Annotated in this window: 19 protein-coding genes and 1 pseudogene; 11 read left to right on the forward strand and 9 right to left on the reverse strand. The window is 71.9% G+C overall.

The window, feature by feature from the left end:
* Positions 1 to 189: 189 nt before the first annotated feature.
* The 6 genes from ABWV20_RS01325 to ABWV20_RS01350 all read left to right on the forward strand — a co-directional run bounded on the left by ABWV20_RS01325 (position 190) and on the right by ABWV20_RS01350 (position 6,032).
* Positions 190 to 1,056, forward strand: coding sequence for a PHP domain-containing protein (locus ABWV20_RS01325; protein WP_353352944.1), 867 nt, complete (start codon positions 190 to 192; stop codon positions 1,054 to 1,056).
* Positions 1,053 to 1,667 carry a MarC family protein gene (locus ABWV20_RS01330; protein WP_353352945.1) on the forward strand — a complete coding sequence of 205 codons (615 nt, stop codon included), beginning with the start codon at positions 1,053 to 1,055 and terminating at the stop codon, positions 1,665 to 1,667. The genes ABWV20_RS01325 and ABWV20_RS01330 overlap by 4 nt, the downstream gene beginning before the upstream one ends.
* Positions 1,668 to 1,685: 18 nt before the next feature.
* Positions 1,686 to 2,573, forward strand: a complete 888-nt coding sequence (locus tag ABWV20_RS01335) for a RecB family exonuclease (protein WP_353353197.1) — start codon at positions 1,686 to 1,688, stop codon at positions 2,571 to 2,573.
* Positions 2,566 to 3,201, forward strand: a complete 636-nt coding sequence (locus ABWV20_RS01340) for a maleylpyruvate isomerase N-terminal domain-containing protein (RefSeq protein WP_353352946.1) — start codon at positions 2,566 to 2,568, stop codon at positions 3,199 to 3,201. The genes ABWV20_RS01335 and ABWV20_RS01340 overlap by 8 nt, the downstream gene beginning before the upstream one ends.
* Positions 3,202 to 3,228: 27 nt before the next feature.
* Positions 3,229 to 4,032 carry a ParA family protein gene (locus ABWV20_RS01345; protein WP_353352947.1) on the forward strand — a complete coding sequence of 268 codons (804 nt, stop codon included), beginning with the start codon at positions 3,229 to 3,231 and terminating at the stop codon, positions 4,030 to 4,032.
* 383 nt (positions 4,033 to 4,415) lie between these two features.
* A complete protein-coding gene (locus ABWV20_RS01350; protein WP_353352948.1) occupies positions 4,416 to 6,032 on the forward strand; it encodes a hypothetical protein in 1,617 nt (538 codons plus the stop codon).
* 46 nt (positions 6,033 to 6,078) lie between these two features.
* On the opposite strand, the gene ABWV20_RS01355 is transcribed toward ABWV20_RS01350, so the two are convergent.
* The 6 genes and pseudogenes from ABWV20_RS01355 to ABWV20_RS01380 form a co-directional block, all read right to left on the reverse strand.
* On the reverse strand, positions 6,079 to 6,384 hold the full coding sequence (locus tag ABWV20_RS01355) for a hypothetical protein (RefSeq protein WP_353353209.1): 306 nt from the start codon (positions 6,382 to 6,384) through the stop codon (positions 6,079 to 6,081).
* Positions 6,368 to 6,619 (reverse strand): annotated as a pseudogene (locus ABWV20_RS01360) (pyridoxamine 5'-phosphate oxidase family protein); the annotation flags it as partial. The gene ABWV20_RS01355 and the pseudogene ABWV20_RS01360, both read right to left, overlap by 17 nt.
* Before the next feature lie 46 nt (positions 6,620 to 6,665).
* Positions 6,666 to 6,902, reverse strand: a complete 237-nt coding sequence (locus ABWV20_RS01365) for a hypothetical protein (RefSeq protein WP_353352950.1) — start codon at positions 6,900 to 6,902, stop codon at positions 6,666 to 6,668.
* 11 nt (positions 6,903 to 6,913) lie between these two features.
* Positions 6,914 to 8,482, reverse strand: a complete 1,569-nt coding sequence (gene glmS, locus ABWV20_RS01370) for a glutamine--fructose-6-phosphate transaminase (isomerizing) (RefSeq protein WP_353352951.1) — start codon at positions 8,480 to 8,482, stop codon at positions 6,914 to 6,916.
* Between the two features lie 15 nt (positions 8,483 to 8,497).
* Positions 8,498 to 8,758, reverse strand: coding sequence for a hypothetical protein (locus ABWV20_RS01375; RefSeq protein ID WP_353352952.1), 261 nt, complete (start codon positions 8,756 to 8,758; stop codon positions 8,498 to 8,500).
* A 263-nt stretch (positions 8,759 to 9,021) separates the two neighbouring features.
* Positions 9,022 to 10,707: a DEAD/DEAH box helicase gene (locus tag ABWV20_RS01380; RefSeq protein WP_353352953.1), complete on the reverse strand. Its 1,686-nt coding sequence runs from the start codon at positions 10,705 to 10,707 to the stop codon at positions 9,022 to 9,024.
* Positions 10,708 to 10,932: 225 nt separating this feature from the next.
* Here ABWV20_RS01380 and ABWV20_RS01385 point away from each other — a divergent pair, with 225 nt between their 5' ends.
* Complete coding sequence (locus tag ABWV20_RS01385) at positions 10,933 to 11,640, forward strand: ferritin-like fold-containing protein (RefSeq protein ID WP_353352954.1); 708 nt, start codon at positions 10,933 to 10,935, stop codon at positions 11,638 to 11,640.
* Between the two features lie 192 nt (positions 11,641 to 11,832).
* Here ABWV20_RS01385 and ABWV20_RS01390 read toward each other — a convergent pair whose 3' ends face one another.
* The 3 genes from ABWV20_RS01390 to ABWV20_RS01400 all read right to left on the reverse strand — a co-directional run bounded on the left by ABWV20_RS01390 (position 11,833) and on the right by ABWV20_RS01400 (position 13,284).
* Positions 11,833 to 12,099: a GlsB/YeaQ/YmgE family stress response membrane protein gene (locus tag ABWV20_RS01390; RefSeq protein WP_353352955.1), complete on the reverse strand. Its 267-nt coding sequence runs from the start codon at positions 12,097 to 12,099 to the stop codon at positions 11,833 to 11,835.
* 148 nt (positions 12,100 to 12,247) lie between these two features.
* Positions 12,248 to 12,469: a DUF3107 domain-containing protein gene (locus ABWV20_RS01395; RefSeq protein WP_353352956.1), complete on the reverse strand. Its 222-nt coding sequence runs from the start codon at positions 12,467 to 12,469 to the stop codon at positions 12,248 to 12,250.
* An 80-nt stretch (positions 12,470 to 12,549) separates the two neighbouring features.
* Positions 12,550 to 13,284 carry a TetR/AcrR family transcriptional regulator gene (locus tag ABWV20_RS01400; RefSeq protein WP_353352957.1) on the reverse strand — a complete coding sequence of 245 codons (735 nt, stop codon included), beginning with the start codon at positions 13,282 to 13,284 and terminating at the stop codon, positions 12,550 to 12,552.
* Between the two features lie 103 nt (positions 13,285 to 13,387).
* On the opposite strand from ABWV20_RS01400, the gene moeB reads away from it, so the two are divergent.
* The 4 genes from moeB (at position 13,388) to ABWV20_RS01420 (ending at position 22,062) form a co-directional block, all read left to right on the forward strand.
* On the forward strand, positions 13,388 to 14,566 hold the full coding sequence (moeB, locus tag ABWV20_RS01405; RefSeq protein ID WP_353352958.1) for a molybdopterin-synthase adenylyltransferase MoeB: 1,179 nt from the start codon (positions 13,388 to 13,390) through the stop codon (positions 14,564 to 14,566).
* Positions 14,566 to 15,279 (forward strand): MGMT family protein, encoded by a 714-nt coding sequence (locus ABWV20_RS01410; protein ID WP_353352959.1) that lies wholly within the window; start codon positions 14,566 to 14,568, stop codon positions 15,277 to 15,279. Before moeB ends, ABWV20_RS01410 begins: the two co-directional genes overlap by 1 nt.
* A 166-nt stretch (positions 15,280 to 15,445) precedes the next feature.
* Positions 15,446 to 18,607 carry an ATP-dependent helicase gene (locus ABWV20_RS01415; RefSeq protein WP_353352960.1) on the forward strand — a complete coding sequence of 1,054 codons (3,162 nt, stop codon included), beginning with the start codon at positions 15,446 to 15,448 and terminating at the stop codon, positions 18,605 to 18,607.
* Positions 18,604 to 22,062 (forward strand): ATP-dependent helicase, encoded by a 3,459-nt coding sequence (locus tag ABWV20_RS01420; protein ID WP_353352961.1) that lies wholly within the window; start codon positions 18,604 to 18,606, stop codon positions 22,060 to 22,062. Before ABWV20_RS01415 ends, ABWV20_RS01420 begins: the two co-directional genes overlap by 4 nt.
* Positions 22,063 to 22,100: the final 38 nt, after the last annotated feature.

A 22,100-nucleotide genomic window follows, 5' to 3' on the forward strand; every position in this document is an offset into this window, starting at 1 on the left:
GTCTTCCTCGTCGCCCATACCCGTACTACGGAGCAGCCTGCCCGAAGGTTGCCTCGCCGGCGGCCGCACCCCGCAACACACCCGCTTGCGCCGCGCTGGCCCGCCTGCAGACGGCACCTCCGGGCGGTGAGCGGGTGTGTTGCGGAGGAGGTCGGGGGGACGGGGAGGTCGGCCCCCTACGCTTGCCCGGTGAGCCCCGCCGTCCCGGTCATCGACCTGCACACGCACTCGACCGCCAGCGACGGCACCGACACGCCCACCGAGCTCGTCCTCGCGGCGCGAGCGGCGGGCGTCGACGTGCTCGCCCTGACCGACCACGACACCGTCGCCGGCTGGGCGGAGGCCGAGCAGGCGGCGCAGCGGCACGGTCTCGTCCTCGTGCGGGGCATCGAGGTGTCGACGACCTACCGCGACGCGTCGATCCACGTCCTCGGCTACCTCACCGATCCGTCCGACGAGGCCCTCATGGGCGAGCTGGCCAGGGCGCGCGACTCGAGGGCCACGCGTCTCGCGCGGATGGTCGAGCTCATGGCGGCCGACGGGATCCCGATCAGCTACGGCGAGGTCCTCCGGCAGGTCGCCCCCGGGGCCACCCCGGGCCGCCCGCACATCGCCGACGCGCTCATCGCCAACGGCACGATCCGGCACCGGGACGAGGCCTTCCGGGACTGGCTCACCAACGACTCGCCGTACTACGTCAGCCACTACTCGCCCGACCCGGTCCGGGCCTGCGAGCTCGTGTGCAACGCCGGTGGGGTGCCCGTGCTGGCCCACCCCTTCACCCGGACGCGGGGGGCGACGGTGACGGACGCGCTCATCGAGGAGATGTATGCCGCTGGGCTCGCTGGGCTCGAAGCCTTCCACCGCGACCACGGACCTTCGGAGGTCGAGCACGCGCTGGCTCTCGCGCGGCGGCTCGGCCTGCTCGTGACCGGGGCGAGCGACTACCACGGAGTGGGCAAGCACAACCTGCTGGGTGAGCACCGAACCGAACCCGAGGTGCTGGCGGCGATCGAGGCACGGGCGAGCGGTGTCACTCCGGTGGTGCGGCCATGAGCTGGTTCGACACGACGGTGTTCCTCAGCACCTTCATCACACTCATCGTCATCCTCGACCCGCCCGGGGCGATCCCGATCTTCCTCGCGCTGACCGGCTCGCTGACCCGGGTGCAACGCAGTGCCGCGGCGCTGCGGGCCACCTTCGTCGCCGTGCTCGTCATCGCCCTCTTCGCCGTGTTCGGGCAGAGCATTCTCGACTACCTGCACATCTCGATCGCCGCGCTGCAGGGAGCGGGCGGGCTGTTGCTGCTGCTCATCTCCCTGGAGCTGCTCACCGGCAAGGAGTCGGACTCCCTCAGCAACGCCGGGGTGAACGTCGCCCTCGTGCCCCTGGGCACCCCGTTGCTCGCCGGCCCTGGTGCGATCGTCGCGACGATGCTGGCCGTCAAGGGCGCTGACGACGCCGGTGCCTACGTCGCGGTCGCTGCCGCGCTCGTCGCCGCCCTCCTCGTCGTGTACCTCTTCCTCCGGTTCGCCAGCCAGATCCGCGCCGTCCTGCGCGAGAGCGGCACGATGCTGCTCACCAGGATCGCCGGCCTGCTCCTGGCCGCCATCGCGGTGCAGATGGTCGCCGACTCGGTCCGCGCGTTTGTCAGCGGTCCCGCCTAGGGTGCTGGCGTGACGTCGATGAGCACCGTGCACCAAGGCGCCTTCGGAGGGATGCCGACGCCGCTCTACCCGGCGTCGCCGTCCCGGTTGCTCGCGTGGCTCGACTGTCCCCGGCGCTACCGCATGCAGTACCTCGACCGGCCGCGGCCCCCGGCCCGACCGCAGCGCGCGCACACGTCCGTCGGGATCACGACGCACAACGTGCTGCGCGACTTCTGGGACCTGCCTCCGGTTCGCCGCACGCCCGAGGGGGTGGCCGAGCTCGTCCGCTCGTCGTGGATCGACGTCGGGTTCCGCGACCCGGAGCAGTCCGCGGCGTGGCGGCAACGGGTCCGGGAGTCCGTCGTCGACTACCTGCGCGGCAGCGACCGTGACCGCCAGCCCGTGGGTCTGGAGCGGTCGGTCGCCCTGCGCACCGAGTCGATCGCCGTGACCGGCCGCGTCGACCGGCTCGACGACCGCGACGGCGAGCTCGTCGTGGTGGACTACAAGACCGGGCGGCAGGTCCCGACCGAGGAGGACGCCCGCACGTCCCTCCCGCTGGCGCTCTACGCAGCCGGGGCCGCCCGCACCTTCCGGCGACCCTGCGTCCGGGTCGAGCTGCACCACGTCCCCTCCCGCACCGTGGTGGCTCACGAGCACACGCAGGAGTCGCTGGCGCGCAAGGTGACGGAGGCCGAGTCGATCGCCACCGACCTGCGACGCGCCGACGCCGAGTTCGCGGAGCAAGGCGTCGAGGCGCCGTCGTTCGCGCCACGGCCCTCGCCCCTCTGCACGTGGTGCGACTTCCGCGCGCACTGCCCCGAGGGCCAGCACATGGGCCCGGAGAAGTCCGACTGGGCCGGCTTGGACGGCGACGGGTCGACGAGACCGGTCCGCAGCGATGAGGGAGTGCGACATGACTGACCTGAGGGACGCATTCGTCACGGCGGCCGACCACGTCGTGCGGCTGCTCGAGCGGGACGAGGTGGCGACGGCCTGGGACCGGCCCAGCGCGCTCGCCGAGTGGTCGGTCGGCGGCCTGGCCGCTCACCTCGCCAACCAGGTCCCCACGGCGGTCCGGCTGCTGACCTCCCCGCCCGGTCCGCCCCCCATCCTGCTCGAGGAGCACTACGCACGGGCGGCTTGGGTCACGGCCTCGCTCGACGACGAGGTCAACGCAGACATCCGGTCAACCGGCGACGAGCAGGCAGCCGCTGGGCCCTCGGCCGTGCTCGCGCAGGTGCGCGAGGCGCGGAGCATCCTGCGCCGCGCGCTCGCTGACACGCCGCAGGACCGAGCCGTGCTCATCCCGTGGCAGGGCTGGTCCCTGCAGAGAGACGACTTCCTCACCACCCGGATGATGGAGATCGTCGTCCACGGTGAGGACCTTGCCGCCAGCACGGGCACGGAGACGCCACCCCTGCCTCCCGAGGTGCTCGACCCGGTCCTTCGCCTCCTCACGCGGCTGGCCGTCCGACGGCACGGCCAAGGCGCGGTTGTGGCCGCTCTCACGCGCTCCGAGCGGGCGCCGCGCAGCATCGCCGCCTTCTGACGACCGGCGACCTGACACACTGGCGCCATGGTCCGCCGCGTGCCGAAAGACCGTCGTCCTGCGATCCTCGCCCTGGCCAACCAGAAGGGTGGGGTCGCCAAGACGACCTCGGTGGCGAGTCTCGGGGCTGCCTTCGCCGAGCAGGGCAGGCGGGTGCTGCTCATCGACCTCGACCCCCAGGCCTGCCTCACCTTCTCCCTCGGCATCGACCCCGACACGGTTGAGACCTCGATCCACGAGGTCCTCACCGAAGGGGCCTCCATCGCCGAGGCGGTCCTGCACTGCGACGAGGGCCTCGACCTCGTGCCGTCGACGATCGACCTCGCCGGCGCCGAGGCGATGCTGATGCCGCGCCCCGGGCGCGAGTACGTCCTGCGCACCGCGCTGGAAGGGCAGCCGGACGACGAAGCGAGCCCAGCGGCATACGACATCGTCCTCATCGACTGCGGACCGAGCCTCGGGGTGCTGACCCTCAACGCGCTCACGGCCGCCGACGGCGTCATCGTGCCGATGCCCGCAGAGATGCTGAGCCACCGAGGAGTCGGGCAACTGCTCGACACCGTGGCCGACGTCCAGAAGATCCTCAACCGCGACCTGAGGGTGCTCGGGATCCTGCCGACCCTCTACGACGGTCGCAGCCGTCACGCACGCGAGGTGCTCGCCGACGTGGGGGAGCGCTACGACGTGCCGGTGCTCGACCCGCCGATCCCCAAGACGATCCGGTTTGCCGAGGCACCGGCGGTCGGGCGGTCGATCCTGTCGACGGCCCGCACCTCCAAGGGCGCCCTCGCCTATCGCGAGGTCGCCGCGAAGATCCTCGCCCAGCTGTAAGGGACCAGCGCCTTCCGGTTGTGCGCCCTCCTGGCCGGCCATAGGCTGCCTGCGCGCGGAGTGGCCGCGCAGTGTCAGGGGGTTGCACGGTGGCGTCTGCGTTCCGATCGTTTCGCATCCGGCTCACCGCTCTCGCCATCGTTGGCGCCGCGGTCCTCGCGACCCTCACCAGCACGCCGGCCGCCGAAGCGACCGCGGCGGTTCCGGCGGCCGTGGGGGTGTCGGCTGGCACGGCCTCGAACGCAACGCCCACGACGTCCTCGGTCGCCGCCACGGAAAACTGGTCGTCGCCGAAGACCATTGCGCCCCTGCGGGGTTCAGCGACCAGCGTCTCCTGTCCTCGCTCCAGTTGGTGCCTGGCCGTCGATGCCTCTGGCCAGGCGGTGCGCTTCGACGGGACCTCCTGGGGCACTCCCACCCGAGTCATCCCCCAGGTCGACGGGGAGATCCACGCCTTCACCGACGTCTCCTGCTCCTCGCCGCTCTTCTGCCTGGCCACGACGACGGACGCCCGCCTGGCGGTCTACCGCTCCGGGGCCTGGAAGCTGGTGGACAGCACCTCCTACTGGGGTGCGGTCGACTGCTACTCCTCGACCCGGTGTGCTCTCGTCACCGGCTTGGGCGCATCAGGCGAAGCGCGCATGGGCTTCTGGGACGGCACCAGCGTCTTCGTCACCCGCCGGGTATCGACCGTCGCCAGCCTGACCTCGGTGTCATGCCCGTCCGCGACCGTCTGTGTCGCCGCTGGCGTGGGTGGATCGAAGGCCTACGTCGCTCGCGCCAAGGGCACGAGCCTCACGGTGACCGGCCTCGGCGAGGGAAGCGGCTGGTGGCGGGCCGAGGTGTCCTGTACCTCGTGGTCGTTCTGCCTGATGACCACCGGTGGCACCGAGGCGTGGCGCTGGAACGGCAGCGGCTGGAGGAGGGCGGCCGACGTGCAGGACGGGATCATCGCGTTCATCGACTCGCTCTCCTGCACCTCCACGACCAGCTGCATCGGCGTCGGCGGCGGTCGGGCCGCCCGGTGGAACGGCTCGTCCTGGAGGATCAAGGAGCTGACGTCGCTGCCGACGCCCAGCCTCTTCGACCGCGAGCGCGTCATCGACTGCGCGAGCTCCTCGATGTGCATCGCCGTGGACGGCAAGGGCCGACAGACGCGCTGGAACGGCTCGGCCTGGTCCACGCTGCGCACCTTCGTCACCACGCGGGGGCTCCTCGACACCCTCTCGTGCCCCTCCGCGTCACGGTGCATGAGCGGGGACTTCTTCGGCAACATCCTGGTCTGGAACGGGACCTCCTGGAGCACCCATGCGGCGGTGCTGCCTTCTGGGGCCATGGTGTCCTGCCCCACCTCGACGTGGTGTCTCGCCGTCAGCCGCCAGTCCGGCCTCTACCGCACGTGGACCGGCTCCTGGGGGCCGAAGGTGCGGTTCGACCTCGTCAACCATTACGGGTCGTTGGGCTGCGCGTCGACGACGAACTGCTTCCTCTTCCAGGGCGGTGACTATCGCCGCTTCAACGGCTCGAGCTGGTCCGCGCTGAAACGGTTGTTCTCCGCGCAGGCCAACCCACAGCTCACGTGCCCCAGCTCGAAGATGTGTCTGGCGTGGGACGACGTCTCCGGCACGGTCTCCCGGTGGGGAGGCACCTCCTGGGGCGCCCCTCGGACGATCGGTCTGAAGCGGATCTTTGCGGTCTCCTGCTCCTCGGCCAGCTCGTGCCTCGCGATCGGCTCGACGTCCACGGGCATGGCGTCCTCGAGATTCAACGGATGGACGTGGTCCGTGAAGGCACTGCCGGGTGAGCTCAACCCCAATGTCGTGGAGTGCCAGTCATCGACGAGCTGCCTGGCTGCCGGTCACGGCGGAGTGCTCTGGCGCTGGAACGGGTCAACGTGGTCGAAGCTCTCGTCAACCCTGGGGCTCGAGGCGCTCCGCTTGGAGTGCGCCGGCCAGTGGTGCATGGCCACCAGCTCGACGCGAGCGGTCTGGGGGACCTGAAGCGGGCTTGCGGTCGCGGGGGAAGTTCTCGCCCAGCTGTGGGGCGTCACGGGAGCGCAGGCAGGCCGTCGATGGAGGTGGCGTTCTTCTCCGCGCGATAACGGACGATCCCGTCCGGACCCCGGTTCGCCGCCCAGGAGTCGAGCAGGTCGCGGTCTCCCTCGTACGACATGAGGGGGACCGCGTAGCCGCACGAGTCGGAGACCCGGTCCACGTCGACCACGACGACCCCCCGCATGCCGAGGCGCTCGGCGAACAGGTCCGACCACCCGGCGAACTCCGGCTCGTCGGGGGGCGACGTACCGGCCGCGTCCGTGCAGCCGGACGATGTTCGGTGGCCCCTCGAACGCACAGAACATCAGGGTGATGCGCCCGTTCTCGCGCACATGCGCGACGGTCTCCGCGCCGCTGCCCGTGAGGTCAAGGTAGACGACCGTCCGCTCATCGACGACGCGCAGGGTGTCCAGGCCCTTGGGGGACACGTTGACGTGTCCGTCGGCAGAGAGCGACGCGGTGGCGACAAAGACGACGTGCTGCGCCTCGATGAACTCCCGCAGACGGCCGCTGATCGACTCGTGCAGCTTCATCGTCGGCTCCTTCGTCGTCCCGGCGGGGTCGGCGTCACCTCGACCGTCATTCGACCGTCACCGACTTGGCCAGATTACGGGGCTTGTCGATGTCCAGCCCACGGATTAGCGCCGCGTGGTAGGCGAGCAGCTGCGTCGGGATCATCAGCAGGAGCGGGTCGAGCTCGACCTCGTTGCGGGGCACGTCGATGCGTGCGTCGACGACACCCTGGAGCTCGACCTCGGGGTGCGTGAGGGCCACGACACGGCCGCCTCGCGCCCGAATCTGCTCTGCGGCAGCCACATTGCGCTCGGTCAGCTTGTCGCGGGGGACACGGCGACGGTCGGGAGGGCCTCCTCGATGAGGGCCAGCGGGCCGTGCTTCAGCTCGCTGGTCTGGTAGGCCTCCGCGTGCCGGTACGAGATCTCCTTGAGCTTCTGGGCGCCCTCCCTCGCGACCGGGAAGCCGCGGACCCTCCCGATGAAGAAGAGGCTCTGCGCCGTGGCCAGGCCCCTTGCGATCTCGGCGATGTCGTCCTCCTGGGCGAGGATCGACGCGATGTCGTCGGGGAGCCGTTGGAGACCGGCGATGATCCGTTGCCCGTCGGCGACGGACAGGTCGTGGATCCGGCCGAGGAGGAGAGCGATCAGGGCGAAGCCGACCCCCATGTGCGTCAGGGCCTTCGTCGACGCCACCGCGATCTCCGGTCCCGCGTGGAGGTAGACGCCTCCGTCGCACTCGCGGGCGATGGTCGACCCGACGACGTTGACCAGGCCGATGACCTGACCGCCCTTGCGCTTGACCTCACGGACCGCGAAGGCGGTGTCGGCTGTCTCACCGGACTGGCTCACCGCGATGTAGAGCGTGTCCGGGTCGATGATCGGGTTGCGGTAGCGGAACTCGGAGGCCGCCTCGGCGTGGGCCGGGATCCGGGCGAGCTCCTCGATCATCAGGGCGCCGAGCTCGCCGATGTAGAAGGCGGACCCGCAGCCGAGGATCTTGACCCGCTTGAAGGCGCGCAGCTCGCGCGGGGTGATGTTCAGCCCGTCGAGCCGGGCGGTGCCGAACCGGGTGTCGAGTCGACCACCGAGCATCCTGCGGACGGTCTCCGGCTGCTCCGCGATCTCCTTGGCCATGAAGCTGCCGTGCGTCCCGGGGTCGACGTCGTCCTCGTCGAGGTCGATCGTCATGGGGGTCCGGCCGGTGTCGGCGGCCTCCCGGGTGAAGGTGCGGTAGCCGGTCGCGGTGACGGACGCCAGCTCGCTGTCGTCGAGGTGGATCACCTGGGAGGTGTGCCGGACCAGTGCCGCCACGTCCGAGGCGACGAACATCTCCTTGTCGCCGATGCCGAGGATGAGGGGTGAGCCGTTGCGGGCGACGACGACCCGCTCGGGCGCCGCCTGGTCCACGACGGCGAGAGCGTAGGTGCCGACGAGCTGGGAGACCGCGTCGAGGACGCGCTCGTCGAGCGTGGGGGCGTCGGACCTGCGGACGAGGTGGGCGACGACCTCGGTGTCCGTCTCGGAGCTGAAGGGGACGCCCTCGGCCTCGAGGGCGCTCCGCAGCGCGGCGGCGTTGTCGATGATGCCGTTGTGCACGACGCTGACGCGGCCGTCCACACTGCGGTGCGGGTGGGCGTTCGCCTCGGTCGCCGGACCGTGGGTGGCCCATCGGGTGTGGCCGATGCCGACCGTTCCGGCGATGCGGCGGGGAGGGCGGCCTCGAGCTCGCGCACCCGGCCGACGCGTCGCACGACGGTGGCGCCGGAGGGGCCGAGCACGGTCAGGCCGGCCGAGTCGTAGCCGCGGTACTCGAGCCGGTTGAGCCCCTCGACGAGGATGGGCGCGGCGGGCTGGCGCCCGACGTAGCCGACGATTCCACACATGGTGACCTCCTGGTCAGCCGTAGATGATGCGGCGCAGCTGCCGCTCGGTCAGGCGCGCGGCGGCGACGGGCCGCTCGCCAAGCTCGTGCTGGAGGATCCGGAAGATCTGGGCGTTGCGGGTGCCGTGGAGCTGGAGCCGGGCATGGCGCCGCCGGACGTAGTCCTCCAGCGGCTCGGCGTAGTGCGCCACGACATCACCGATGACGCGAGCCGCCTCGGCCTCGCTCAGGCCCGTGGACTCGGCGATCCGGGTGACGAGTTCTGGATCGAGCACGGGCCGACTCTGCCGGCTTGTCGCGGGCGAATGCCAAGAATCTGCCCGGATTCGGGCAGAAACCCGTGATGTCGTATGCCGCTGGGCTGGGTCTGTGGGTCAGCGAGCTGGGCGCGCGGCAGGGTGCCCAGACGCAACACACCCGCTTGCCGCGTGCTCGCCCCTGCTGTGTCAGGGGTGTGCACGAAGCAAGCGGGTGTGTTGCGGTGCGGTCCGGTGTGGTCGGGACCGGTGCCGGTCGGGTGTGGTGTGGTGTGGGTCAGTCAGCGGCGATCGGCGCTGGCTGCGGGGGATGGCGTGGACTCGCCGTTGCGGGACGAGCCGCCCCGGCTGCGCCGGCGCCGCGGACGGCCGCCCGACTCGCCACTCGAATCCCCCTTCGACTCGCCGCCCGCCTCAGGCGCCGTGGATCCGGACTCCGATGCTCCGGCAGCACCGGCCTCGGACCCGGCGCCAGCGGCGGCAGCGCCCGCGCCCCGGGTGCGACGCCGGTTGCGGCTGCGGCGGGGGCGGCTCTCACCGTCGGTCGACTGGTCGGCGGAGCTTTCCCGGCGTCCGGCACCGGTCCGAGGGCGGTCACCGGTGCTGCCGCCCGTGCCGGGCCGGCCGGGACGGCTCTTCGCGTGCCGCTTCCCGGTCTCGCCGAGGTCCTCGATCTCCTCTGCGTCCAGCCCGGCCCGCGTCTGCTCGGACTTGCGCAGGTAGCCCTTGGCGCCTTCCGGGATCTCGAGGTCGCTGAAGAGGTGGTCCGAGCTGGAGTAGGTCTCCTGCGGCTCCGGGATGCCGAGGTCGAGCGCCTTGTTGATCAGGGCCCACCGGTGCAGGTCGTCCCAGTCGACGAAGGTGACGGCGACACCGGTGTTGCCGGCGCGTGCGGTCCGGCCGATGCGGTGCAGGTAGGTCTTCTCGTCCTCGGGGCACTGGAAGTTGATGACGTGGGTGACGTTGTCGACGTCGATGCCCCGGGCCGCGACGTCGGTCGCGACGAGGACGTCGACCTTGCCGTTGCGGAAGGCGCGGAGCGCCTGCTCGCGGGCACCTTGGCCGAGGTCACCGTGGATCGCGGCGGCCGCGAAGCCGCGCTCGGCGAGGTCGTCGGCGACCTTCGCGGCGGTGCGCTTGGTCCGGCTGAAGATGATGGTCAGGCCACGGTCCTTCGCCTGGAGCATCCGCGCCAGCATCTCGACCTTGTCGAGCGCGTGGGCCCGGTAGACGAACTGCTCGACCGCCTTGACCGTGTGGGCGTTCTCGCCCTCCTCGCTCATCGCCCGGATGTGCGTCGGCTGGGTCATGTAACGACGGGCCAGCGTCACGATGGCGCCCGGCATCGTCGCGGAGAACAGCATCGTCTGCCGGCTGGCCGGCGTCAGAGCCATGAGGGTCTCGACGTCGGGAAGGAAGCCGAGGTCGAGCATCTCGTCGGCCTCGTCGAGCACGACGACCTTGGCCTGCGACAGGTCGAGATGACCCTGCTTGGCCAGGTCGATGAGGCGACCGGGGGTGCCCACGACGACTTCGACCCCTCGCCGCAGCGCGTCGACCTGCGGCTCGTAGGCCCGGCCGCCGTAGACGGTGAGAACGCGGATGCCGCGGTTCCGGCCGGCCCGCTCGAGGTCTCCGGAGACCTGGACCGCGAGCTCACGGGTCGGGGCGACGGCGAGAGCCTGGGGCTTGCCGGGCCGGGGCAGGTCGTCGAAGCCGGGGTCACCGGGCGCGACGATGCCGTTGAGCATGGGGACGCCGAAGCCCAGCGTCTTGCCGGTGCCGGTCTTGGCCTGGCCGATGATGTCGTGGCCGGACAGGGCCACCGGCAGTGTCATGGCCTGGATCGGGAAGGGGTGGGTGATCCCCGCCTCGGCGAGCGCCGCGATGATGTCGGGGTGGATGGGGAAGTCGCCGAAGGTGATCTCGGGGGCATGCGTGGGCGAGGTGTCGGTGGACTGGGTCATCACTGTCTTTCGATCGGCACGAGCACCACACGCGGTTGCGGGAGCTCAGTGCAGGAGTCGTGATCCGGGCCGATCGGGGAGTCAAGTGAGATGGTCATCGGGCCGACCGGGCACCGCATGGTCCCGGCCAGTCTACCGGCAGGTCACCCTCTCGTGGTTCACCGTCGCTCCGCAGGCCTCCCCGTGACGTGCGGTGGCCGAGGACCGGGTCATAGATTGACGACCATGAGTGACGACGTCCCAACGCGGCCGGAACCCCACCACGACCTGTCCGACCCGTCCTACCGGGCCGCGGTCGTCGACCTGCTGGGGGCGCTGGCCTACGGCGAGCTGAGGGCCTTCGCACAGCTCGCCAAGGACTCGGAGCTCGCGCCCACCCTGGCCGACACGTCGGCGCTGGCCATCCTCGCCGCCCACGAGCTGCGCAACTTCACGCTGCTCACCGAGCGGCTCCGCGCGCTCGAGGTCAACGCGGAGGACGCCATGCAGCCCTTCGTCGAGGCCGTCGACGCGTTCCACGCCCGGACCAGCTCGAGCAACTGGCTCGAGGGCCTCGTCAAGGCGTACGTCGGAGAGGGGATCGCCCAGGACTTCTACCGGGAGATCGCCAACTACGTCGACGCCGACACCAAGGCGCTCGTCCTCGCGGTGCTCGAGGACCAGGGGCAGGCTGACTTCGCGGTCTCCGCGGTGCGGCAGGCGATCGAGGACGATGCTCGGGTGGCGGGCCGGCTCGCCCTCTGGGGTCGCCGGCTGGTGGGTGAGGCCATCACCCAGGCGCAGCGCGTCGGCGTGGAGCGGGACGCGCTTGGCGGGCTGCTCGTCGGCGCCCCTGGCAGTGGAGGAGCGGACCTCGCCGAGCTCGGTCGGATGTTCGTCCGGCTCACCGACGAGCACACCAGGCGCATGGAGCGGCTCGGCCTCTCCGCCTGACCGCCGCAACACACCCGCTTACCGCCTGCCACCGCCCTCTGCAGGGGGTGGGACCGCGCGATACCCGGGTGTGTTGCGGGAGTGGGCGGGCGGGAGGCGCGGGTGGTCAGGTGCGTTCGGGACGAGCTCAGCGGCATACGACATGGCGAAGGGCCCGGCCGAGCGGCCGAGCCCTTCCCAGCTGAAACCTTGTCACACTGCCTTGTTGGTGACCCTGCCGTAGATCAGGATCCCGGCGGCGGCGAGGATCGCGCCGACGATGATCGAGAGCCAGGGGATGCCGCCGTTGTCGTTGTTGTACGCCAAGGCGCCCAGGATCACGCCGCCGATGAGGGAGGCGACGATTCCGATCAGTGTCGTCATGACGAGCGAGATGTTCTGCCTGCCCGGGAGGATCAGGCGCCCCAGCAGACCGATGATCAAACCAACGATGATGGTCCAGATGATCGAGGAAATCACGTGCTGAACTCCTTGAGGTCGGGTCGCGGCCTTCCGCGCCTACTGTGACCGCGGTGTGTGATCACGACCCAAATCTGCCACCTGTGACGGCCGAAATGGGGGACGTGAACGGTCACAGTTGCGTCTACCCATTTCCGGCCGTCTACTCTCAGTGCGCCCCGAAGCCAACGCCGGTCTTGCGCTCCGCGCCGGTCATGACGTAGCCGATCGACGCGCTCGGCACGATGATCCGACCGCCCCGGTCGTCGGTCAGCTCGAGCACCTCGCCCGCCCGGGCAGCCTTGACGGCCTCGACGAGCTCCTCCGTGCTCAGCGTCGTCTCGAAGGTGATCTCTCGTGCCACGTGCTGCACGCCGATTCGGACCTCCACGGTCAAACCCACTTTCTCGTCGTCAGTCAGGGTGGGGGTGCGCCTGAGCCGGTCCACCGACTCGTCAGCCCCTCGACACCTTAACCAGCAGCGGACCCGACCGATTCCCGGCCCGAGGTGCCGTGCGAGGTGCCCTGCGAGGTGCCCTGCGACGTGCCGTCCGGCCGGCCCGGCCGGCCGACGGCCGGGAACGCTCCAAACCCGCGCCGGATGAGCGCGCTGGTGATCCGGGTCGCGGTCTCCTTGGAGATCGTGTCCACGTGGTCGAGCCAGTGACGGGCCGAGGTCTGGGCCAGGCCCACCAGCCCCACCCCGACGAGGACCGCCTCGTCGTGGTCCATCGACGTCTCGGCCCGGATGATGCCGGCCATGGCCTCGGCGCAGGTGAGGTCGACCTGGTCGAGGCGCTTGCGGACCTCGGGATCGTTGGCGAGGTCGGACTCGAAGATCAGTCGGAAGGCGGCGCCCTCCTGGGCGACGAAGTCGAAGTAGGCGCTGATCATGGTGTTGATGCGGGCCTTGTTGTCCTCGAGCGCAAGCGCGTCGCGGACCAGCTTCTCGAGCTCCGTCGAGTGCTGGTCGACGAGGGCGAGATAGAGCTCGAGCTTGCCCGGGAAGTGCTGGTAGAGAACCGGTTTGGAGACGCCGGCGCGGGCCGCGATGTCGTCCATGGCCGCCTGGTGGTAGCCGTTCTCGACGAAGACGCCGAGCGCTGCCTCGAGCAGCTGGGCCCGTCGTTCGGAGCGGGGGAGGCGCTGTCCGCGCTGCATCGATGGCTGCGTGGCGGGCTGCCGGGTCGGTGTCTCGTCGGGCATCTGGTCCTCTTGGGTGGTCTCGCGCATCGGGCCCGCCGCGATGCCGGTCGGCGACGGTGGACGACGATGTCGCTCTCACAATACCGACCAGTACCGTGGTGGCATGCCGTTCGAGCCACTGGTCAAGACGGGTCGGCCGCTCTCCGGCCCGGAGGTGACGCGCTACGCGCGGCACGTCCTGATCCCGGGGGTCGGCCACGAGGGCCAGGAGCGCCTGGCCGCAGCCAAGGTCCTCGTCGTGGGGGCCGGCGGGCTCGGGTCCCCCGCTCTGCTCTACCTCGCCGCAGCCGGTGTGGGCACCATCGGTGTCGTCGACGCCGACGTCGTGGAGCTGACCAACCTGCACCGCCAGGTGATCCACTCCGACGCCGACCTGGGCCGGCTCAAGACCGAGTCGGCCGAGGCCGCGGTGGCACGGGTCAACCCGCACGTCGAGGTCATCCGGCACGACCTCAGGCTCGACTCCGGCAACGCCCTCGAGATCATCCGCGACTACGACCTCGTCGTCGACGGCACCGACAACTTCCCGACGCGCTACCTCGTCAACGACGCCTGCGTCCTGCTCGGCAAGCCGCACGTGTGGGGCTCGATCCTCCGCTTCGACGGTCAGGTGTCGGTGTGGTGGAAGGGGCACGGCCCGTGCTACCGGTGCGTCTTCCCGGAGCCCCCGCCCCCCGGAGCGGTCCCCAGCTGCGCCGAGGGCGGCGTCTTCGGGATCCTCTGTGCCGCAATCGGTTCGGTCCAGTCCACCGAGGCGATCAAGCTGCTGCTGGGGCTGGGTGACCCGCTGACCGGGCGCCTGCTGGTCCATGACGCGCTGCGTCAGTCGTGGGACACCCTGACGGTCCGCGCGGACCCCGAGTGCCCTGTCTGCGGCGACCGCCCGTCGATCACCGAGCTCATCGACTACGTCGAGTTCTGTGGGGTCCCGGGGGCGCCGGCAGCGGACGAGGGCGCGATCCCCGAGGTGTCGGTGCGCGAGATGGCGGACGAGCTGGCCGGGAGCCGGCCGCCGGTTCTCGTCGACGTCCGGGGTGACGAGGAGCGGGCCATCGCGTCCATCCCGGGGGCGGTGCCGATCCACCTCGACCGGTTCCGCAGCGGCGCCGCCTGGGACGAGCTGCCTCGTGACCGTCGGGTGCTCATCCACTGCAAGGTCGGGGCGAGGTCCGCGGAGGCGACGCGACTGGCGATGCGCGCCGGCTACGTCGACGTCGCCAACGTGGCCGGGGGCATCATCGCCTACCTGCGTGAGATCGACCCGAGTCAGCCGGAGTACTGATGGAGGACTACGCCCAGCGGGTCCTCGAGATCGTCGCGCGGATCCCGTCCGGGCGTGTCGTGGCCTATGGCGACATCGCGCGCGCTCTCGGCGAGGGCGGGGCGCGCAACGTCGGCACGGTGATGAGCCGCTACGGCTCGGACGTCCCCTGGTGGCGGGTCATCCGCGCCGACGGGCGCCCCCCGCAGGGGCACGAGGCCGTGGCGGTCGAGCACTGGCGCGCCGAGGGGACCCCGATGGTCCGCGGGCTGCTCGACGGTGGCCGGGCAGACCTGACGGCCGCGCGGTGGGCGATCCCGTCCGTCGGCGAGCAGCCGCCCGGGCAGCGCGGCGCCCTCCACCACGTCGAGCTGTGGGTCGCCGACATCGCCGCGGCCAAGCGCAGCTGGGGCTGGTTGCTCGGCCGTCTCGGCTATCGACTCGGCGACGACTGGGGGCACGGTCAGGCGTGGGAGCTGGGGTCCCTCTACATCGTCCTCGAGTCCGGGCCCGATGTCGCTGCCGGGGCGCACGAACGCCGTCGGGCCGGCCTCAACCACCTCGCCTTCCACGCCGGGTCACGCGAGGACGTCGAGGAGCTCGTCGCCGCCCGCGCCGAGGGTGGGTGGGAGCTGATGTTCGCCGACCGGCACCCCTTCGCGGGCGGCCCGGACCACTATGCGGCCTACCTCGAGAACGACGCCGGCTTCGAGGTCGAGCTGGTCGCCGAGTGAGGTCGGCCGGCCCCACCCCGATGCCGTATGCCGCTGGGCTCGCTCCCCGCCCAGGACCCCTCGCGGGGTGGCCGGGTCGGGTGGGTCTGCCCGGCGATGTGCGCAAATCGCGCGGCACGCGCGCCGGGTCCGCTCGGCTGTGGGCGGCTCGTGATGGAATCCTGCGGTGGTCATCCTCCGCCGAGCACCCGCTCACGTCGTCGGGCAGGTGCGTCTGGATGACTCGCAGCAGCGTGCCCTCGACTCCGTGGCACCGGTTCTCCGCGTGCTCGGTGGTCCCGGCACCGGCAAGTCGACCCTGGCCGTCGAGCTCGTCGCGGACGCGGTCGCGAGGGGGGCGCGCGCCGACGAGTGTCTCGTCCTGGCTGCCACCAGGACAGCCGCGGGGTCGCTGCGACAGCGCGTGACCGCGCGCATTTCCGGCACCTCGACGCAGTCCCTCGCCCGGACGTGGCAGGCGCTCGGTTTCGGCATCCTGCGCGCCGAGGCGGCCCTGCGAGGAGACCCGGCCCCGCGCCTGCTCAACGGTCCGGAGCAGGACGCCATCCTGCGCGACCTGCTCGCCGGCCACGCCTCCGGCGACGTTCCCGGCCCGGACTGGCCTGCGTCGGTCCGCGATGCCCTCGCCACGCGCGGTTTCCGCAACGAGCTGCGCGACCTGCTCATGCGCGCGGTCGAGCACGGGCAGGGCCCGGAGGACCTGCGTCGTCTCGGCGTCGAGCACGACCGGCCGGAGTGGGTCGCGGCATCCCGGGTGCTACGCGAGTACGACGAGGTGACCGCCCTCAGCCGATACGGCTCCTACGACCCGGCCTGGGTGCTGACGGCGGCAGCCGACCTCCTCGAGGACGACCCGTCGGCGCTCGCCCGGCTCCACGACCGGCTGCGCCTCGTCGTCGTCGACGACGCGCAGGAGATGACCTCCGCGGCCGCGCGCCTGCTCCGGGTCGTCGCTCGTGGGGGACCACGGATCGTCCTGCTCGGCGACCCGGACTCCGCGGTGCAGACGTTCCGGGGCGCCGACCCGCGCTTCCTGGCGCACGGCTGGGAGTCGCTCGGGGCCGCCGCGCCGGGAGCCGTGCGCCGCGAGACCGTCGTCCTGTCGGAGGGCCACCGCCTGCCGGAGGCGGTCGCTGACGTCGCCCTGCGCGTGGCCCGGCGCATCGGTGCGCTCGGTGGCGGCGAGCAGCGCGGCCTCCGGCCGACGTCGGGGAGGTCGCGAGTGCAGGTCGCCCTGCTCCGGTCTGCGGCCCAGGAGACGAGCCACATCGCCTCGGTCCTGCGTCGGGGGCACCTCGTCGAGGGGCTGGCCTGGACCGACATGGCCGTCGTCGTCCGCGGCGCCGCGCGGGCGGCGACCCTGCGTCGAGCGCTGGGCCAGGCGGGTGTGCCGGTGGCTGCGGCGACGGCGGAGACGCCGGTGCGGGACGAGAACGCCGTTCGCCCCCTGCTCGTGCTTCTCGACGAGGCCGTGCGGATCGCCCGAGATCCCACGCGCGTCGTCGATCCCGCGACCGTGACGGACCTGGTGCTGTCGCCCCTCGGCGGGTCCGACACCGTCGGCCTCCGGCGCCTTCGGCGGCTGCTGCGCCAGGAGGAGCTCGCCGACGGCGGCGGGCGGTCGAGCGACGAGCTGTTGTCCGAGCTGGTTCGGGACCCGTTGTGGGCCGGCCGCCTCGGTGAGACCGGGCGACCGGCTGCCCGGGTTGCGACGGCGCTCGCCGCCGGCGTCGACGCAGCACGCGTCGGGGCAGGCGGGCGATGGGAGCCCGGAGTGACGTCCGAGTCGGTCCTCTGGGCGATCTGGCAGGGTGCCGGGGTCGCGGGGGCCTGGCGCAGGCAGGCCCTCACCGGCGGCCCGTGGTCCGACCGGGCCGACCGTGATCTGGACGCCGTGCTCGCCCTCTTCGACGCGGCGCGGACCTTCGTCGACCGGCTCCCCACCGCCGGGCCCGACAAGTTCATCGAGCACGTCGGCGGCCAGGACGTCCCGGGCGACACCCTGCTCCTCGGCGGCCAGGCGGGCGCGCAGGTCGCCCTGGTGACGCCACAGACGGCCGCCGGCCGGGAGTGGCGACTCGTCGTCGTGGCGGGTGTGCAGGAGGGGGTCTGGCCCGACCTGCGGCTGCGCGGCTCGATCCTCGGCTCCGAGGACCTCGTCGACATCCTCGGCGGGCGGCCGGTCGGGTTCCGGGCGGCACAGGCGGCGGTGCGCTACGACGAGACCCGGCTCTTCCACGTTGCCGTTTCGCGGTCCACCGAGCGGCTGCTCGTCACGGCCGTGGGCAACGAGGAGGAGCAGCCGTCCGTCTACCTCGACCTCGTCGACCCCCCCGAGGGCGGACGGATGGCGGACGAGGTGCGCCCACACGCCGAGATGTCCCGGCCGATGTCCCTGCCGGGCCTCATCGGCGAGCTGCGGCGCGAGGTGGTCAGTCCCGACCCGGGCGTGGCCGAGCCGGCCCTGGCCCTGCTTTCCGCGGCAGCCGCTGCCGGCGTCCGCGGGGCTGACCCGCGACGATGGTGGGCGCTGCGCCAACCGACGACGGACCGGCCGGTGCGGCGCGAGGACGAGCCGGTTCACGTCTCGCCGTCGAAGGTCACCTACTTCACCGAGTGTGGGCTGCGCTGGTTCCTGACCTCGGTCGGAGGTGACGGTCCGTCGCTCGGGGCCGCCTCGGTCGGCACTCTGGTCCACGACGTCGTCGCCGAGCGACCCGATGCGACCCGCGACGAGCTGGTCGCCGAGGTCGACGCGCGCTGGGGCAGGCTGGGCCTGCGGCCGGGGTGGGTCACGGAGCGGACCCGCCGCGAGGCGCACGACATGGTGGCCCGCTACGTCGCCTACCGCGAGGCGGTTGCCGACGAGTGGGAACGGGTGGGCATCGAGACCGAGTTCCGCGTCCGCGTCGGCCGTGCCGTGGTCGCCGGCCGGGTGGACCGCATCGAGCGCGACCGGCTTGGACGCCTGCGCATCGTCGACCTGAAGACCGGGACCAGCAAGCCGACGAAGGCCGAGCTCGAGCAGCACGGCCAGCTCGGCGCCTACCAGGTGGCGGTCGCCTCCGACGGCTTTCCCACCCTGGGTGACCAGAGCGCCGGGGCGGCCCTCGTCTTCATCGGCAAGGCCGGCCTCACCGGGCTGCGTCCGTCGGTGCTGAGCCAGCCCGCGTTGGCGGACGCGGAGGACCCGGACTGGGCGCGAGTGCTCGTCGAGCAGACAGCCGAGGGCATGGGAGCAGCGAGCTTCGTCGCGTCGCAGAGCACGTGCCGGACCTGCCCGGTCAAGTCGTCCTGCCCGCTGCAGCCGGAGGGGGATGCCCTGTGACGACCACGACCGAGCCCGTTGCGGGACCAGCGGCATCAGGGTGCCTGCGCTACTCGGCGTTCGACATCGCGCGGGCCCTGGAGATGCCGCCTCCCACGGAGGAGCAGGCCGCCGTCATCGAGGCCGGCCCTCGCCCCCTCCTCGTCGTCGCCGGGGCCGGCTCCGGCAAGACGGAGACGATGGCCGCTCGCGTGGTCTGGCTGGTGGCCAACGGCCTGGTGGCCCCCGACCAGGTGCTGGGCCTGACCTTCACCCGGAAGGCGGCCGCGGAGCTGTCCCAACGCATCGCCAAGCGCCTGCGGGGACTGGTGCGCGCTGGGGTGTGGGTCCCACCGGAGGACGACGGGACCGGTGCCGAGGTGCTCGGCGGCACACCCACCGTGTCGACCTATCACGCCTACGCCGGTCGACTCGTCCGCGAGCACGCCCTGCGTCTCGGGATCGAGCCCGAGTTCCGGGTCCTCACCGAAGCCGGAGCCTGGCAGCTGGCTGCCGAGGCGGTGTCCCGCTGGGACGGCCCGATGGACGGGGTCACCAAGTCCGAGTCGACGGTGATCGAGGCGGTGCGGTCCTTGGCCGGCGAGATGGCTGAGCACGTCCGCACCCCCGGCGAGGTGATCCAGCACCTCGACGAGGTCATCGCCGGGTGGGAGCAGCTTCCCGACGGCGACGGAAGGGGCAGCCTCACCCCCGCGAAGGACGCTCTCGGCGTCCTTCGCGAGCGACGCACCGTCCTGCCCATCGTCGAGGCCTTCCTCCGGCTCAAGCGCGAGCGCGAGTCCCTCGACTTCGCCGACCAGGTCGCCCTGGCTGCCCGGGTCGCGGCCACGGTGCCCGCGGTCGGCGCCATCGAGCGCGAGCGGTTCACGGCCGTGCTCCTCGACGAGTTCCAGGACACGTCGGAGGCACAGCTCGCCCTCCTCCGTTCCCTCTTCCACGGCGGATCGGGCGCTGCGGTCGCCCTCACTGCGGTCGGCGACCCCAACCAGTCCATCTACGGCTGGCGCGGTGCCAGCGCGACGACGCTCCTCCGCTTCCCGACGGAGTTCGCCGACTCGGCCGGAGCCGCCGACGTGCTACCGCTGTCGACGAGCTGGCGCAACGACGAGCTGATCCTCGCGGCTGCCAACGTGACCGCCGCGCCGCTCGCCACCGCCCATGTGCAGCCGCTGCGGGCCCGGGCCGGCGCCGGGCCGGGGCAGATCACCATCGTCCGGCGTGAGACGGCGCAGCAGGAGGCCGAGCACGTGGCCGCCTGGATCGCCTCGCGCTGGCGGTCACCGAGCGGTCGGCGCACCGGCCGGACGGCCGCCGTCCTCTGCCGGCGGCGGTCATCGTTCCCCGTCGTCATGGAGGCGCTCCGTGACGCGGGGCTCCCCGTCGAGGTGGTCGGCCTCGGTGGCCTGCTCAGCACCCCTGAGGTGAGCGACCTCGTGGCCCTCCTGTGGGTCGTGCAGGATCCGACCCGCGGCGACCAGCTCATGCGTCTGCTCACCGGGCCGATCGTGCGACTCGGGGCCGGCGACCTCGATGCGTTCTGGGCCTGGGCCAAGCAGCTTCACTCCCGCCCCTGGCGCCCGGGCCACCCAGAGCCGGCCCAGGGCCTGCTGCCGATCCACACACCGGGCGACGATGCCCTCCTGGACGCGGACGGCCCCACCCAGGACGTCCCCGTCGACCCACCCAGGTCGTCCGACCTCGCCGCCGACAGCGCTGACGCCGCCACGCTCGTCGAAGCCCTGGACGAGCTGCCCCCGCCGGGGTGGCGCGGGCAGCGCGGGGTGCACCTCACGGCGGAGGCCCTACGGCGCCTCCAGGCGCTCGCTGACGTCGTCCGCCATCTGCGGCGACTGACCGCCCTTCCCCTCGTGGATCTCATCGCCGAAGCAGAGACCGGCATCGGTCTTGACGTCGAGGTCCTCTCCCGCCCGGAGCACACGGCATCGACGGCCCGCGTGCACCTCGACGCGTTCGCCGACGTCGCAGCGCGCCATGCCACGAGCTCCGACCGGCCAACCCTGGCGGGCTTCCTCGCCTGGCTCGAGGCCGCCCGCGAGCAGGAGCGCGGGCTCGACGCCGGCACCGTCGAGTCGGACAGCGACGCCGTCCAGGTCCTCACGGTGCATGCGGCAAAGGGCCTCGAGTGGGACGTGGTCGCCATCCCCGGCCTCGTCGAAGGCGCGTTCCCGGACCACGGCTCGACCTCCGTCGTCCCGATGGAGACACCGGGTGGCGAGCGCGACGAGGGGCCCTCTGAGTACCGCTGCTCGGGAGTCCCCAAGGACAAGGGCTGGCTCATCGGGCTCGACTCCCTGCCCTACGAGCTGCGTGGGGATCACGACGGCCTGCCCGCGCTCGACTGGCGTGCCTGCCCGGACCGCAAGGCGCTCAGCGCTGCCATCGAGGCTTTCGCCGAGGAGGGCGGCAGCCACGCCGTCGACGAGGAGCGCAGGTTGGCCTACGTCGCCGTGACCCGGGCGCGCACCGACCTGCTCCTCTCGACGCACCTCTGGGGGATCGGCAAGAAGACGCTGTCCGTCCCCTCGCGCTTCCTCCTCGAGATCAGGGACTCCTTCGCGCACCTGGTCTCGGTCGAGCAGTGGCACCCCGCCCCGGCGCCGGTCACGAAGAACGGCAAGGCCACCGCACCCTCCAACCCCTACCTGGCCGAGCCGCTCTCTGCCCGCTGGCCGCACGATCCGCTGCTGCACCGGAGGCAGGCACTGGGGAGCGTTCCCGAGCGTCTCAGCGCCCTCATCGCGGCCGGCCCACCGGACCTGTCGGGCGACCCGCGAATCGATGATCTGCGCCTCCTGCTCGCCGAGCAGGCCTCGAAGGGCAGACGCGACGAGCCCGTCGTCGACGTGCCGCGACACCTGTCCACGTCGGAGCTCGTCGCGTTCGCCCGCGACCCGGAGACGTTCGCCCTGCGACTCCGACGCCCGATGCCCGAGGCGCCCGCCCCGGCGGCTCGTCAGGGCACCGCTTTCCACGCGTGGATCGAGGAGCACTTCTCGCGGGCGGCGTTCGTCGACCTGTGGGACCTGCCCGGAAGCGCCGACGAGGACGCGCAACCCGACGCTGACCTGGACCGGATGCGCGCGAACTTCCTGGCCAGCGAATGGGCCGAGCGGAGCCCCGAGGAGATCGAGCTGGCCGTCGAGACGGTCATCGAGGGGATCGCCGTCAGGGGCCGCATCGATGCCGTCTTCCCCCGGGACGACGGGGGCTGGACAGTGGTCGACTGGAAGACGGGTGCGCGGCCCTCCGGCCGGGAGGCGGAGGTGCGTGCCCTCCAGCTCGCCGCCTACGCGGTCGCCTTCGCCAGGTTGCGCGGCGTGGACCCGCGGCTCGTCGACGCGGCGTTCTTCTACGCCTCTGAGGGAGTGACCGTCCGCCCGCAGATGCCGGACGAGGCGGTCCTCGCCGCGATGCTCTCCACCATTCCCGAGTGAGCGGCCGGAGCGGAGTCGAGCGGCACCGAGGAGGGTCG

Origin of the sequence: Intrasporangium sp. DVR (assembly GCF_040365325.1) — a bacterium.
GTDB lineage: Bacteria > Actinomycetota > Actinomycetes > Actinomycetales > Dermatophilaceae > Intrasporangium.

Excerpts from the sequence above, each read along its gene's own strand:
- ABWV20_RS01330 (WP_353352945.1), top strand. The coding sequence starts at position 1,053 with ATGAGCTGGTTCGACACGACGGTGTTCCTCAGCACCTTCATCACACTC.
- ABWV20_RS01400 (WP_353352957.1), bottom strand. The coding sequence starts at position 13,284 with ATGCCCGACGAGACACCGACCCGGCAGCCCGCCACGCAGCCATCGATG.
- ABWV20_RS01340 (WP_353352946.1), top strand. The coding sequence starts at position 2,566 with ATGACTGACCTGAGGGACGCATTCGTCACGGCGGCCGACCACGTCGTG.
- moeB (WP_353352958.1), top strand. The coding sequence starts at position 13,388 with ATGCCGTTCGAGCCACTGGTCAAGACGGGTCGGCCGCTCTCCGGCCCG.
- ABWV20_RS01385 (WP_353352954.1), top strand. The coding sequence starts at position 10,933 with ATGAGTGACGACGTCCCAACGCGGCCGGAACCCCACCACGACCTGTCC.
- ABWV20_RS01410 (WP_353352959.1), top strand. The coding sequence starts at position 14,566 with ATGGAGGACTACGCCCAGCGGGTCCTCGAGATCGTCGCGCGGATCCCG.
- ABWV20_RS01345 (WP_353352947.1), top strand. The coding sequence starts at position 3,229 with ATGGTCCGCCGCGTGCCGAAAGACCGTCGTCCTGCGATCCTCGCCCTG.
- ABWV20_RS01380 (WP_353352953.1), bottom strand. The coding sequence starts at position 10,707 with ATGACCCAGTCCACCGACACCTCGCCCACGCATGCCCCCGAGATCACC.
- ABWV20_RS01335 (WP_353353197.1), top strand. The coding sequence starts at position 1,686 with ATGAGCACCGTGCACCAAGGCGCCTTCGGAGGGATGCCGACGCCGCTC.